Origin of the sequence: Synechococcus sp. A15-60, from assembly GCF_014280095.1 — a bacterium.
Taxonomy (GTDB): Bacteria; Cyanobacteriota; Cyanobacteriia; order PCC-6307; family Cyanobiaceae; genus Synechococcus_C.
In genome coordinates this window covers 1009388-1022866 of the sequence record NZ_CP047933.1, presented here as the reverse complement: position 1 = coordinate 1022866, position 13479 = coordinate 1009388, and the positions used below count along the sequence as shown (strand labels likewise).

Here is a 13479-nt window from a genome sequence, read left to right as displayed (position 1 = left end):
ATCAGGCCATCGTCACGAACTCCTCTGACACGGTGGGATGCAAAGCCATGGTGCGATCGAAATCAGCCTTGGTGGCTCCCATGCCAACGGCAATTGCAGCCATCTGAATGATCTCGGCTGCATGGTCGCCAACCATATGGCAACCAAGCACCTTCTCCGTACCCGCTTCGAGCACAAGTTTGAGCAGACAGCGCGGACCACGCTTGGGCAAAGCCTGTTCCATCGAGCGGAAACGGGCGCGATGGATCACCACCCCCGACGCTCCAAAGCGGGCCACCGCCTCATCCTCCGAAAGACCCACCGTGGCCAGTTCTGGCTGACAGAACACGGCGCTCGCCACCAGATCATGATTGACCTGCCGCGGCCGCTGGCCATAAATGCTGTCTGCAAAAGCACGACCTTCGTCAATCGCAACGGGTGTAAGACAAATGCGGTCCGTCACATCGCCAACGGCGAAAACATGGGAGACGTTGGTGCGCTGATCAGCATCCACCGGTAGCCGATGCCCTTCAACAGTGATGCCTGCCGCCTGGAGGTTAAGTCCGTGCAGAAACGGTCGTCGACCTGTGGCCAACAGAACACCACCGCAGGACAGCCGTTCCCCGGTTTGCGTTAGCACCACAAGATCCCCAGGCACACCTTCAATGGCGACAGGACTGGTGGAGAAATGCAGGTCGATGCCTTGCTCAAGCATGCCCTCCTGCACCGCCGACGACAGCTCACTGTCAAAACCATGGAGAAGGTGATCTCGCCGCACGAGCTGAGTCACCTGAACACCCAGCCCACGGAGGATTCCAGCGAATTCACAGGCGATGAAACCGGCGCCGACCACCACCACCTGTTCGGGAAAGCGCTCCAGCTGGAACATTTCATCACTCACCCAAGCCAGCTGAGCGCCAGGGATGTCAAGGCGATGGGGGCGACCGCCAACGCCAATCATCACCCGTTCAGCACGGAGCCGATGCTCAGGCTCGCCTGCTGGAGTCGGCGACACCACAATGTGGTGAGCATCCTCGAAGCGGCCCCAGCCTCGAATCAGGGTCACGCCGGCCTTCTCCAGGAAGTCGATATGCAGCGCATTGAGACGATCCACCTCGGTGCGCACATTGGCGAGCAACTGGGACGAGTCGATCGTCAGCGCTGAAGGATGAATGCCGTAGCTGGGAGCATTTTCGAGGTGCTCCACCATCTTGGATCCATAAACCAGCAGCTTCTTGGGCACACAGCCGCGAATCACGCAGGTTCCTCCCACACGATCCCCTTCCACGATGGCCACCTTGGCGCCGTAACGCGCTGCCCGCTTAGCTGCCGCCAGACCACCGGAGCCAGCACCGATCACCACGAGATCAAACGACTGCTCCACCGGAATGCCCATCAATCACTTTTCATTCTGAGGGCTATGCGATGGATCTCGGGATCCGTGCATGCCTGACCCAACCGCCGATTCGACCAGAATCAACGGGAACCCACGAACGCCATGCGTCTGAGCACCTTCGCCAAGGGCACTTCCAAAAGCACTGCGAAAGCCGCAGCCATCGCCACATCCCTCACAGTTGCCTTGCTGAGCTCACTGGCTCCGGTTCGATCGGTTGACCTCAACGGTCAGACCAGCTTCGTGGCCGTGCCCACCAAGGCAAAACTCGTGAACTACCAGTGGTACGCCTTCCAGGGCAAAGCCGTGATTTACGTGGTGCTCGAGTTCCCTGCTGGTGCCGAAGCGGGGCTCGGCGCCATCAACCTTGATCAGATTCGTGGCGTGCAACCAGCCTTTCGGCGGGGCGCCGTTCCGGTCAGAGCATTTTTAGGAACACCACGACGGGAAGGGGAAGCAATTGCCGCCGACGCCGAATTCAGCGACAGGGCCCGCAATGTGGTGGTGCGCTTCCCACAAGCGGTGCCACCAGGCAACACCGTCACCGTGGCTTTTCAGTTGGGCACCAATCCGCCTGCAGATCTCTACACCTTTTCCCTCTCGGCCATTCCCGCAGGCCCCGATCCAATCCCTCAGCTAGTCGGTGTGCTCCAGATGGACATCCTGCAACCCTTCCGACGCTGAAGATCCGACAGTGAAGAACCGTTGAGATCGGCATAGGGTGAAGACAGCAACGTTGCGGACTTCACCCTGCACCTGCCCCATTTCGACCGGATTCCTGATCACGACGGCGAGCACGATCTGTTTGAGGTCAAGGTGCGTGCGCTGCAGCCAACCCAGATGTGCGTTGGACTTGCCGAAGTGTGGAGCCGTCAGCGCGACTTCGGCCAAGACAGCCAAAGTGAACGGCTCAACTACCTGCGCAGGAAACCGGTGCCTCTGGTGCGCAACAGAGACGGCCAGCTCTGGATGGTGGATCGTCATCACCGTCTGCGGGCCCTGCTGGAGATGGATACCGATGTCTCCAGCTATGGCTATGTGATCGCTGAGCTCGACAGTGTCAATCGAAATGATGCTCTGGAAGCGCTCCAGCAACGAGGTTGGCTTTATCTCCACGATGAACGTGGCAAGGGACCATGGGCCCCATCAGCCCTGCCGACCTCTCTTCTTGACCTGCAGGATGATCCCTACCGAAGCCTGGTTTGGAAGCTCAAGAAAGAACGACTGATCAAGCCACAACCCCTGATCCCTTATCACGAATTCCGCTGGGGCAGCTGGCTTCGGACCCGTCCTCTACCTCCGTTCAGCTCAGCGCAACTCGATCCGGCGCTGCCAGCAGCCCGACGCCTCTGCCAATCATCAGCAGCTCGACACTTAGCCGGTTGGACCGGCAAGTCCTGAGCCATCCCACCTCTATCAGCCAATGCTCCATTTGACGGCTGGCCTCGCAGCGGCCCTCCTGCTACTTCCGCCGAGTGGCCAGACACTGGAACTCAAGGGTCAAACCAGCTTCGTGGCCGTGCCAACACAAGCCAAACTCACGAACTTTCGCTGGTACGCGTTCGACTGCTGTGCTGTGTACTACCTGACCCTTGAAATGCCTGAGGGCGCTAGCGCTGACTTGGGCCAGCTGCACCTGGAACAGATCCGGGGCGTTGAACCTGCCTTCTACAACGGCGCCGTTCCTGTCACTGCTTTCATCGGTACCCCTCGGCAGGAGGGCCGATCCGTGCCAGTTACTGCAGCGTTCAGCGAAGGTGCGCGCACGATCGATGTGCAGTTCAACACGCCAGTCGCGCCTGGAGAAACCATCACGGTCGCCTTCAAGGCAGGAACCAACCCACCCGCAGACATCTACACCTTTTCGCTTTCTGCCACGCCAGCCGGGCCAAATCCAGTGAGTCAGGTCGTGGGTGTGGTGCAGATGGACATTTTCCAGGCGGTGTTCTGAGACAGAGGCAGACGCAACCGATCCTGCTTAGCGCTTGCGCCTGGAGTCGATCTGGAGCAGGTCACGCACACGCTGAACCTGACTTGCCACCTGGGGGTCGCTGGCAAGTTTTTTCTCCACCTGGTCGATGGCATACATCACGGTGGTGTGATCCTTCCCTCCGAAGGTTTCACCGATGCGAGGCAAACTCAGCCCAGTGCCCTGACGCATGAGAAACATACCCACCTGACGAGCCTGGCTGACCGCACGGCGACGGCTGCTGCTCCGCATGTCATCCGCCGACACCCCGAACACTTCGGACACCTTGTCGATCACCTGCTCAGGCGTGACTTCCACACCCTGACCGCTGGGGTCCAGCATCGGTGCCACCGACTCGACCGTCATGGGCATGCCGGTGATCGAGGAGAAGGCCACCGCGCGGGTCAGAGCACCCTCGAGTTCACGGATGTTGGAGGTGAAGCGACCGGAGATGTACTGAATCAGGTCTCGGGGAAGCGAGACCCGTTCCTGCTCAGCTTTTTTCTGCAGGATCGCCATGCGGGTCTCCAGATCAGGCGCCTGGATGTCAGCGATCAATCCCATCGAGAAGCGCGAGATCAGGCGCTCCTGAAGTCGTGGAATCTGACTGGGCGGACGGTCGCTGGCGATCACGATTTGGCGACCAGCCTCATGCAGGGCATTGAAGGTGTGAAAGAACTCCTCCTGGGTGTATTCCTTACCCTCGATGAACTGGATGTCATCCACAAGGATCAGATCTGCGGCTCGGTAGCGATCCCGAAAAGCCTGCATGCCGTCCTTGCGGATGGCCACGATCAGGTCATTGGTGAATGTTTCGGTGGAAACGTAAAACACCTTGGCCTCGGGGTCGATCTCAAGGCGGTAGTGGCCGATGGCTTGCATCAGGTGGGTCTTGCCAAGACCCACACCACCGCAGATGAACAGCGGATTGAACTCGCGGCCAGGGGCTTCGGCGACGGCAAGGGCGGCCGCATGCGCCATGCGGCTGTTGGGCCCGACCACAAAACGATTGAACACGTAGCGCATGTTGAGGCCAGGCAGCCGCCTCGGCGCCGAAGCCTTGGGAGCAGCCACAGGAGGTTGTGCCGCCACAGGTGTGGGATCTGAGACCACAGCAGTGGACGCATTGCCGGCACCTGCCGCGGTCTGCGGCTCATCCGCATCGCGGGCCTGAACCGACACCTCCACCGGCTGGCCAACAATCTCACCGGCCACTTCAGCAATCGTGCTGGCGTAGTTCTTGCGCAACCAGTTGCTGGCAAAGCTATTGGGAGCAAGAAGCGTCAGCGTTCCATCCCGGAATCCGCTGCATTGAGCCGGTCGAATCCAGGTTTCGAAGGTCGGCTTGCTGAGGTTGCTCTGAAGGGTCTGCTGAACATGACTCCAAAGCTCACTGCCCGTCAGCACTGCGTCGACTGAATCAAGGAGGCTGAATCTACGCACCTCTGGCCGATCGGTCAGTCTTTAATGAGACCCTGTTAAAGCCACCGACGTCCATGGCTCCCGCCACCCAGCGCTTTCTGCAGAGGATTCCACTGCTTCTGGGAATCGGCCTCATCGGCACAAGCCTGAGCGGCTGCGGAACCTCCTGGCGCGAACGGGTCGGGCTGGACAAGCCTCAGTCCACTGACCCTCTGCCGGAAGTCAGTGATGGACCGCGTTCAGCACCGTTGCAACCCGGCAAGAACGTGATCGTTCAGGCCGTGGATCGGGTCGGCCCCGCTGTGGTTCGGATCGACACCATTAAGCGTGTGGTCAACCCGCTGGGCAAGCTGTTTGGAGGAAGTCCGCCAGTCCAGCAACAAGCCGGCCAAGGGTCGGGGTTCATCACCCGCTCCGACGGATTGATCTTCACCAATGCTCACGTAGTGGAAGGGGCCGATCAGGTTTCCGTGACACTCCCGGATGGCCGTAGCTTCCGCGGAAACGTGCTAGGTGGTGATCCGTTGACCGATGTGGCCGTGGTTCGCGTGGTGGCCGACAAGCTGCCGGTTGCTCCGCTCGGAAATTCCAGCGATCTCAAACCCGGAGAGTGGGCCATTGCCATCGGCAATCCACTCGGCCTGAACAACACCGTGACGGCGGGGATCATCAGCGCCGTGGACCGCACCAATGCCGTTGGAGAAGGTCAACGTGTTCCTTACATTCAGACCGATGCGGCCGTGAATCCCGGCAACAGCGGCGGTCCATTGATCAATGATGCCGGTCAGGTGATTGGCATCAACACTGCAATCCGTCAGGCGCCGGGAGCCGGCCTCAGCTTTGCGATCCCGATCAATCTGGCCAAACGCATCGCCCAGCAGATCATCAGCACAGGCCAGGCGTCCCACCCCTTCATCGGCGTTCGCCTCCAGGGTCTCACTCCCCAGCTTGCCAAGGAGATCAACGCCACCAGCGACTTCTGCCAGGTCCCCGAACTGAACGGTGCGCTCGTGATCGAGGTGGTCAACAACAGCCCAGCCTCCCGTGGAGGAATCAAAGCCTGCGATCTGATTCGCATTGTCAACGGCACCGAGGTTCAGGACCCCTCCCAGGTCCAGCTGGCGGTCGACCGCGGACGCGTCGGACAACCGATGCCGATCGTGGTCGAACGAGACGGCGAGACGGTGGAGCTCACAGTGACACCTGAAGAGCTTCCACGTCAGCAGTAATGCGCGCTCAATCGATCCAATGACCCAGCCGGTGCTGGTGGTGATGACCCGCTGGCCTGCCAGCGGTCGCTGCAAACGGCGGCTGGCGCAAACCCTGGGCGCATCACCAGCTGCACGCATTCAGTCACGGCTGATTGCTCACACTCTGACCGTTGCGCAGAACGTGGCCGCGCAGCATCGGCTCCATCTCCACGTTGCTGTCAGCGGAGCGGGCCCTCGAGCACGCCAACGTTGGCTGGCATCGTTGCCCCAGGCCAGGGTGATCGGCCAAGGACACGGAGGCCTCGGAAATCGCATGCGTAGGGAGGTGCTCAGGGCCAAGACTGTGCACCCCGGCTCACCCGTGATCCTGATCGGGACGGATCTGCCCGATCTAGAAGAACGGGATCTCGCGCAAGCCATCGAAGCGCTGAAACAAGCACCTGTCGTGCTGGGCCCGTCTCAAGATGGGGGCTACTGGCTGCTCGGCCTGGATGGCTCAGGCCCTGGTGCACCCCGCTGGCCCTTCCACTCCATGCCATGGGGGACCGACCGGGTGTGTCATGTCACCCGCGAACGCGCTCGGCGTCACGGCGTGGAGCCGGCAGAGCTCGTTGCACGCAATGACATCGACCAGCTGAACGACTTAACAGCTTGGCTGCAATGACGAGGAATCAGCCTCCACTGAGCGTGATCGTGCTCTGTCTCAATGAGGCAGCGCGATTGCCGCTCTTGCTGGCAGACCTGCAGCAGAGTTCGTTCCCACTCGAAATTCTGATTAGTGATGGTGGCAGCATCGATGCCAGCCCACAGATCGCGGAGCTGGCCGGAGGGCGCGTCGTCAGCGTGCATCCCCCTGGCCGGGGACGTCAGCTGGCGCTCGCGGCCGACGAAGCCCGAGGGGATTGGCTGCTGTTCCTCCATGCCGACAGTCGGCTAGCACCCAACTGGCAAGACTCAGTCATCCATCTGCTGCCGTCAGAGGATGCTCAAGGCTCCGGTTGGTATTTCGATCTGTGCATCGAGCCGAGCACATGGGCACGTCGGTTGCTGGAGCAGCTCGTACACCTGCGCAGCCGCTGGCTACAACGCCCCTACGGCGATCAGGGATTGCTGATTCACCGCAGCCTGTATGAACGCTGCGGTGGTTTCAAGGAGCTGCCGCTCATGGAAGATCTCGATTTGGTGGAGCGCTTGAGCGCCATCACACGCTTGCGCCGAATTGGCCTGCCGCTGACCACCGATGGGCGGCGCTGGGATGGGGATGGTGTGCTTCGGCGCAGTTGGAGCAACGCCATGCTGCGCCGGAGCTGGAAGCGAGGGGAGCCAGCAGAGCAAATGGCGCGTCGCTACTACGTTGATCAGTTGGCGTACCAGAAGCCGCAGCGGTGACCACCGGGTTCCAAATCCCATCCCAGACGCTTGTAGAACGGCAAGACACCAGGATCCGCGAACAGCGTGGCCCGCTCGGTGCCAAGCACGCGCAAGGCGTCCAAGATGTAGTCCATCAGCTGGCTGCCGAGTCCAGAGCCTTGATACAGCGGATGAACAGCCACATCCCAGATCGTGGCCTCCAGCACACCATCACCGGTGCAGCGGGCAAAGCCCACCAAGCGGGGAACCCTTAGATCATGCCTCCACAGGCCAACCCTCAGCAGGCTGTGGTCCAAGGCCTTGCGCACGCGCCGCACAGGGCGACGACTCCATCCCACCGCCTCCAACAGCTGCTCGAGCTCCACCAGATCAAAGGGGCGGTGCTGGCTGAACACCAACGTCAATTGGTCGCTGGGTGACGCACACAGCTTCGCCTGATCGCCGTACATCGCCTGCAGGATCTCTGGAGTCAGGGAGGAGTGGTCGGTCACCGGACGGGGCAATTTCAGGTCGATCCTGGCGCACCGAAGGTCAAAAGAGCGGCAAGGTGGAATGGCCTGATCGAGCGCGATGACTGCCGACTACCTGTTGATCGCTGTCCACGGCTGGCTTCTCAGCAGGCATGTCTGGGCACCGTTCGCCGCAGGCTGGGCTCGGCAGCATCCGGAGATTGAGCTTTGGTGCCCGGACCTGCCCGGATTCGGCGATGCACCCAGGCCCTCTGGCTTGCTGCCGAACCTGACGAGCTATGGACGCTGGCTGGCTGAAGCATCGATCCACAGAGCGCAGGGACGTCCATTCGTGCTGATGGGGCATTCCCTCGGCGGCAGTGTGGTGCTGCATGCCGAAGCGGAATTGCGCCGTCAACAACGGTCGAATCTCTGCGGGGTAGTGCAGCTGGCAGCTGGAGGTGGCATTTATCAACCAAGACCGTTTCGTCGACTGCGCAGCCTTGGCAATCTGATCCTTCAGCTGCGTCCTGATGGCTTGGGCCGATGGCCGGCGCCGATTGGTTCTCTGGGTCCATTCAAGGCGGAACATCGGGCCGCCCGAGGCCTGCTCGTGAACAGCACCTGCCGCGGTGCGGTACGCGAACTGCCTGGTCTAGTGGCCGAGCTTGGCGTTAACAATCTCTGGATCAGCGGTGACAAGGATCAGGTCATGGAACCCGGCTATGTCCGGCATTTGGCGGCTTACAGCCCAAACCACGATTACCGGGAGATCAGCTCCTGCGGCCACTTGGTGATGCGAGAGCAACCGGACCAGCTCAGGAGAGTGCTATTCGAATGGATGGCCGATCAGAGCCGCGCCAATCCCCGCTCCTGAAGTTCGGCCAGTTCGGCATAGAGACCGCCCTGGGCACGAAGCTGACGATGGGTGCCCTGCTCGATCAGGCGACCACGACGCAGCACCAGAATCCGATCAGCCGCTTCCACCGTGGCCAGGCGGTGGGCAATCACCACAGCCGTGCGCCGCTCGAGCAGCCGATCGAGATCCCGCTGCAGGGTGGCTTCGGTGGACGGGTCCATGAAGGCTGTGGCCTCATCCATGACCAGAACATTGGGGTTGCGGATCGCGACCCTTGCCACAGCCAGAAGCTGACGCTCACCGGAGCTGAGGTTGCCACCCCGTTCCCGCAGTTCCGTCTCTAGCCCCTGAGGCAAGCGATCGAGCAGGTCGCTTAAGCCCAGATCCCTGCAGATCTCACGCAGCCGCCGATCATCGATCTCACGGTCCAAACGGAGATTGTCAGCAACAGTGCCACTGAACAAGAAGGTGTCCTGAAGAACCACACCCAACTGACGGCGCAGCTCGGCAAGCGGCAGAGTGCGAATGTCACGACCATCCAGCAGGATTCGTCCTTGTTGGGGCTCATACAGGCGACACAGCAAACGAATGACAGTGGTCTTGCCGGAACCGGTGGGGCCGACCAAGGCCACATGCTCTCCGGGTGCGATGCGGAAGCTGAGGTCCTGAAGGATTGGCTCATCAGGGCGATAGGCAAAATGCACACCTTCAAAAATCACTTCACCACGGGTTGAGGGCATCACCTGCAAGGGCCTGGATATGCCATCGGGGGCGTCCGAGGCGACATCACCAGAGAGATCACGGATCTCCAGTGGTTCCTCCAGCAGTTCTCCGATCCGCTCCACAGCGGTCAGTCCGCCCTGAATCTGTGTGAAGCGCTCAGCCATCTGGCGCAGAGGGTCAAACAGACGCTGTGAATAAAGGATGAAGGTGGTGAGTGTTCCAAGACCCATCGCGCCGGCCGTCACCATCCATCCCCCAAGAGCCAGCACCACAGCAACGGCTCCGAGCGCCACCCATTCCAGGAAGGCAGAAATGCTGCTGTCGAACAGGATCGTTCCAGTGACCGCTTCCCGATAAGCACGACCCGTTCGGTTGAAGCGCTCACCATTGAAAACCTCACGCCGGAACATCTGGACGACATCCAAACCCTGCAGGTTTTCCTGAAAGTCAGCATTGAGCTGAGACAACTCCTCGCGGACCCGGTAATTGGCCTTGCGATACCGCCGTTGTAACCAGAGGATCACCAGGGTCACAGGCACCTGTGACACCAGAAGCAGCAATCCCAACCGCCACTCGACCAGAATCATGGTGACGGCGATCACCGTGAGCGTGACCAGGTCGGTGAGCACACCAACAGCTCCGCTGGCGAAGACCTCAGCCAAAGCATCCACATCGCTGGTGAGACGCGTCAGCAGCTTTCCAACAGGCATGCGGTCGTGATACCTGAGCGAAAGATCCATCGCGTGGGAGAACAGGTCCCGGCGGATCCTGGCCGTGAGTCGCTGACCCAGGTACTGATTGTTGGAGAGCTGAACCCTCTGAAGGGCGAAACGCAGCAGCACTGCGATCAGCATTGCAGCGACGATCAGTCTCAAGGCCAGCGTGCTGTCGAGCGGCTGGAGGAGCGGCAGCACGGCTTCGTTGGTGGCACCGGTCCCGGTGCGAAGAATCGAGATGGCCTGACCGATGAGCAGCGGCTGGACAGCAACGGAAAAAGCCTGGGGGACCAACAGCGTCAGGGTCAGCAGCAATCGACGACGGTCCTGCCCGAGATAGCGACCCAGACGGCGGATGCGTTTGAGATCCGAACCGGCCATCAGGCTGCGCCCACCGGAGTGGACCTTGGCGCATCCATGGCCGTGATGATCTGCTGAAGCTCTCCCTGATCGAGGCGCAAAGACAGGGGATGCCCCACCAACCGCGCAGTGGTGTGGAAGAGATCCTCAATCGCGACGAGACCATTGTCTTTGAGGGTGCGACCGGTAGCCACCAGATCCACAATCGCTTCGGCGATGCCGGTGATCGGACCTAACTCAACCGAGCCCGACAGGTGCACCAGCTCAACAGGGAGATCAATGGAGTCGAAATACTGCCTGGCACAACGGGTGAACTTGCTGGCCACGCGGCAATGAGGGGGCAGATCCGTTACGCGCTGATAACCGCTGCTGGATTTCACAGCCACGGACATGCGGCAACCGCCAAACCCGAGATCGGCTAAGTGAGCGACAGGCATCTGATGCTCCCGCAGCACGTCGTAACCGACCACGCCGAGCTGCGCCTGGCCGTAAGCGACATAGACCGGCACGTCACCGTTGCGAACCAACAGAGCCCTGGCTCGACCGCAAACGGATGGAACCATCAACTGACGGTTATCAGGGTCCAGCACCGCTGAAAAATCCAGCCCCGCTGCTTTGAAACGGTCCACGGAGTCGCATAGCAGCGCTCCCTTGGCCAGTGCAACGGTGATCATGGATGCCTGCATCGTTCGAAACTTTAACGATGGGCCAATCCGTTCAGAGCGACGGGATCTTCCCTCTGCCGGTCCTCCAAGACAACGTGATCTGGATCTGGGTCCAAAACCGGAAGGCCGTGGTCGTCGACCCTGCCATCGCAAAACCCGTGATCAATTGGCTTCGCCATCGCGACCTGTCTTTGGAGGCCATTCTTCAGACCCACCATCACGCTGATCACATCGGCGGCACGCCGGAGCTACTCGAGCACTGGCCTCAAGCGAGCGTGGTCGCCGCTGCGGCTGACCTGGAGAGGATTCCCTTTCAGACCACGTCCGTGAAGGCGGGGATGCTGCTGAATCTGCTGGGGCAACCCGTGCAGGTGATCGACGTGAAGGCCCACACCCGTGCCCACCTGGCCTTCGTGCTCACCGAGGGGGCTTCGCCTTCAGATCCAACGCCGGCGCTGTTCTGCGGGGACACGCTGTTCGCGGGTGGTTGCGGACGGCTGTTCGAAGGATCAGCCGAGGACATGCATTTGGCTCTGGGTCGTCTCGACAGGCTTCCAGGGAGCACCCGGGTGCACTGCGCCCACGAATACACGGAGGGGAACCTGCGCTGGGCTCACGCCCTCAGGCCTGGCAACGAGGCCATTGCCAAACGGCTTGCAGCGGTCACAGATCAGCGCAGCCGAGGTGAACTGACGCTGCCCAGCACGATGGACAGGGAACGCGACACCAACCTGTTCCTTCAGGCTGGTTCTGCAGAAGAACTGGCTGAGCTGCGATCCCACAAGGACAGCTGGCGCGGCTGATCACCCCTCCACTGTTGAGCTGGCGCGAGTCATCAGGGCCAAGCGCTGGGGATGAAGCAGAACCGAGGACCCAGGTTTCAGCTGCAAACGGCACTGTTGACCACGCGCGTAATCCTCCACAAGTGGGCGGAGAAGACGCAGTTGTCGGTCGCCGGTCTGCACCCGGTAAAGCCAGCTGTGACCCAGGAACTCTCTGCCCATCACGCAGGCTTCCCCGCTGGAGTCTTCCTGCAGCGAGATCGATTCAGGAGCCACAAGCACCGTGGCCTCCTCGGGAAGTGAAGCCCCATCGAGATCCCGGGGCCTTTCCAGATCTCCCAAGGGGCAACGGAGGCAACCCTCTGCGGCATCCACCCAGACGGGCAACACATTGCGCTGCAGCACAAAACTTCCCACAAAGGGTGTGGCAGGCGAATCGAACAACTCGCGTGGGCTGGCGCACTGGTGAAGGTGCCCATCCCGCAACACCGCCACACGGCTGCAAATCGCCATGGCCTCCTCGGGGTCATGGGTCACCAGCACACCACTTGCCCCGCAAGCACTGAGCACGGCCGGCAGTTCACTGCGCAAGCGCAGACGCACCTCCACATCGAGATTGGAGAAGGGCTCGTCCAGAAGGACCACTGAAGGCGATGGCGCAAGCGCCCTGGCCAGAGCAAGCCGCTGACGCTGCCCGCCGGAGAGCTCATGGGGATACCGCGATTTGAACTGCTTCAGTCCCAGAAGCTCCAGCAACCACGACGCCCGTGAGGTGTCCTGACCGGGCAGCAACCCAAAACAGGTGTTCTGCCAGGCGTTGAGGTGCGGGAACAACGCATAGTCCTGAAACACCATGCCCACACCACGCCGTTCTGGCGCCAGCGACCGTTGGGGATTGGCCACGACCTGCCCATGCAGACGGACAGAACCTCGGCTGGGCTGCTCAAACCCGGCAATCAGTCGTAGCAGGGTGGTCTTTCCGCAACCGGAGGGTCCCAGTAATCCCACGAGTTCGCCGCGTTGCAGGCGGAGATCGATCCCTTGCAGCGTCCAGTCAGCGCCAGAGGCGCTGTAGCTGTGCCAGAGGCCCTCGATTTCGACTGGACAGGCCTCCATCAACACGGAAAGCGAAAATGCAACCTCATTGTGAGCCCACCACATGACCACCATCGTCCATCAGGCCGTCACCACCACGGATGCCCCGGCTCCGGTGGGGCCTTACAACCAGGCCGTACAGGCGGGTGGCTGGCTGTATTGCTCGGGTCAGATTCCCCTGGACCCAGCCAGTGGAGAAATGGTTGGTCATGGCGATGTGGAAGCCGAAACCCGACAAGTGCTTCGCAATCTCAAGGCCGTACTGAGTGCGGCCGGCACCGATGCATCCAAAGTTGTGAGGACCACGGTTTACCTGGTGGACCTCGCCGACTTCCAGGCCGTGAATGCGATTTACGCCGAGATGTTTGGCGAAGGTATCAGTCCAGCTCGCGCCTGCGTTCAGGTGGCCGCCCTGCCGAAAGGATCCAAGGTTGAGATCGACTGCATCGCCTGGCTCGGCTGAAGACATTGATGCTCTGGAGTGG

General features: G+C 61.0%; 15 protein-coding genes. 9 read left to right on the top strand and 6 right to left on the bottom strand.

What is annotated here, in order from left to right; genetic code table 11:
* Position 1: 1 nt before the first annotated feature.
* The gene (gene gorA, locus SynA1560_RS05470) at positions 2–1363 is read right to left on the bottom strand and encodes a glutathione-disulfide reductase (RefSeq protein WP_186501589.1); all 1362 of its coding nucleotides are present in this window, start codon (positions 1361–1363) and stop codon (positions 2–4) included.
* A 114-nt stretch (positions 1364–1477) separates the two neighbouring features.
* Here gorA and SynA1560_RS05465 point away from each other — a divergent pair, with 114 nt between their 5' ends.
* The 3 genes from SynA1560_RS05465 to SynA1560_RS05455 all read left to right on the top strand — a co-directional run bounded on the left by SynA1560_RS05465 (position 1478) and on the right by SynA1560_RS05455 (position 3323).
* Positions 1478–2056: a DUF2808 domain-containing protein gene (locus SynA1560_RS05465; RefSeq protein ID WP_186501351.1), complete on the top strand. Its 579-nt coding sequence runs from the start codon at positions 1478–1480 to the stop codon at positions 2054–2056.
* Positions 2057–2122: 66 nt separating this feature from the next.
* Positions 2123–2773: a ParB-like protein gene (locus tag SynA1560_RS05460; protein ID WP_186471043.1), complete on the top strand. Its 651-nt coding sequence runs from the start codon at positions 2123–2125 to the stop codon at positions 2771–2773.
* Positions 2774–2795: 22 nt separating this feature from the next.
* Entirely contained in the window at positions 2796–3323 is a 528-nt protein-coding gene (locus tag SynA1560_RS05455) for a DUF2808 domain-containing protein (protein ID WP_186470618.1), read from the top strand.
* A 27-nt stretch (positions 3324–3350) separates the two neighbouring features.
* Here SynA1560_RS05455 and dnaA read toward each other — a convergent pair whose 3' ends face one another.
* Positions 3351–4784 carry a chromosomal replication initiator protein DnaA gene (gene dnaA, locus SynA1560_RS05450; protein ID WP_255477078.1) on the bottom strand — a complete coding sequence of 478 codons (1434 nt, stop codon included), beginning with the start codon at positions 4782–4784 and terminating at the stop codon, positions 3351–3353.
* Positions 4785–4837: 53 nt separating this feature from the next.
* Between dnaA and SynA1560_RS05445 the strand changes: the two genes are divergently transcribed.
* Genes SynA1560_RS05445 through SynA1560_RS05435 form a run of 3 tightly spaced genes read left to right on the top strand, consistent with a single transcriptional unit; the run spans position 4838 to position 7363 of the window.
* Positions 4838–5992, top strand: a complete 1155-nt coding sequence (locus tag SynA1560_RS05445) for a trypsin-like peptidase domain-containing protein (protein ID WP_186501350.1) — start codon at positions 4838–4840, stop codon at positions 5990–5992.
* Positions 5993–6011: 19 nt separating this feature from the next.
* Entirely contained in the window at positions 6012–6638 is a 627-nt protein-coding gene (locus tag SynA1560_RS05440; protein ID WP_186470616.1) for a TIGR04282 family arsenosugar biosynthesis glycosyltransferase, read from the top strand.
* 23 nt (positions 6639–6661) lie between these two features.
* Positions 6662–7363, top strand: coding sequence for a TIGR04283 family arsenosugar biosynthesis glycosyltransferase (locus SynA1560_RS05435; RefSeq protein WP_370523188.1), 702 nt, complete (start codon positions 6662–6664; stop codon positions 7361–7363).
* Here the strand turns inward: SynA1560_RS05435 and SynA1560_RS05430 are convergent.
* Positions 7333–7836 (bottom strand): GNAT family N-acetyltransferase, encoded by a 504-nt coding sequence (locus SynA1560_RS05430; RefSeq protein ID WP_370523187.1) that lies wholly within the window; start codon positions 7834–7836, stop codon positions 7333–7335. The genes SynA1560_RS05435 and SynA1560_RS05430 overlap by 31 nt on opposite strands.
* A 79-nt stretch (positions 7837–7915) precedes the next feature.
* Here SynA1560_RS05430 and SynA1560_RS05425 point away from each other — a divergent pair, with 79 nt between their 5' ends.
* Positions 7916–8671 (top strand): alpha/beta fold hydrolase, encoded by a 756-nt coding sequence (locus SynA1560_RS05425; protein ID WP_186501349.1) that lies wholly within the window; start codon positions 7916–7918, stop codon positions 8669–8671.
* On the opposite strand, the gene SynA1560_RS05420 is transcribed toward SynA1560_RS05425, so the two are convergent.
* A complete protein-coding gene (locus SynA1560_RS05420; protein ID WP_186501348.1) occupies positions 8644–10473 on the bottom strand; it encodes an ABC transporter ATP-binding protein in 1830 nt (609 codons plus the stop codon). The two genes, SynA1560_RS05425 and SynA1560_RS05420, sit on opposite strands and share 28 nt — an antisense overlap.
* The gene (gene hisG, locus SynA1560_RS05415) at positions 10473–11126 is read right to left on the bottom strand and encodes an ATP phosphoribosyltransferase (RefSeq protein WP_186471040.1); all 654 of its coding nucleotides are present in this window, start codon (positions 11124–11126) and stop codon (positions 10473–10475) included. Before hisG ends, SynA1560_RS05420 begins: the two co-directional genes overlap by 1 nt.
* Before the next feature lie 29 nt (positions 11127–11155).
* Here hisG and gloB point away from each other — a divergent pair, with 29 nt between their 5' ends.
* Entirely contained in the window at positions 11156–11920 is a 765-nt protein-coding gene (gene gloB / locus SynA1560_RS05410; protein ID WP_186501347.1) for a hydroxyacylglutathione hydrolase, read from the top strand.
* Here the strand turns inward: gloB and SynA1560_RS05405 are convergent, their stop codons facing one another.
* The gene (locus SynA1560_RS05405; RefSeq protein ID WP_255477077.1) at positions 11921–13015 is read right to left on the bottom strand and encodes an ABC transporter ATP-binding protein; all 1095 of its coding nucleotides are present in this window, start codon (positions 13013–13015) and stop codon (positions 11921–11923) included. It lies immediately after the preceding gene.
* A gap of 43 nt (positions 13016–13058) precedes the next feature.
* Here SynA1560_RS05405 and SynA1560_RS05400 point away from each other — a divergent pair, with 43 nt between their 5' ends.
* Positions 13059–13457, top strand: coding sequence for a RidA family protein (locus SynA1560_RS05400; protein ID WP_186470611.1), 399 nt, complete (start codon positions 13059–13061; stop codon positions 13455–13457).
* The last annotated feature ends 22 nt before the right edge of the window (positions 13458–13479 follow it).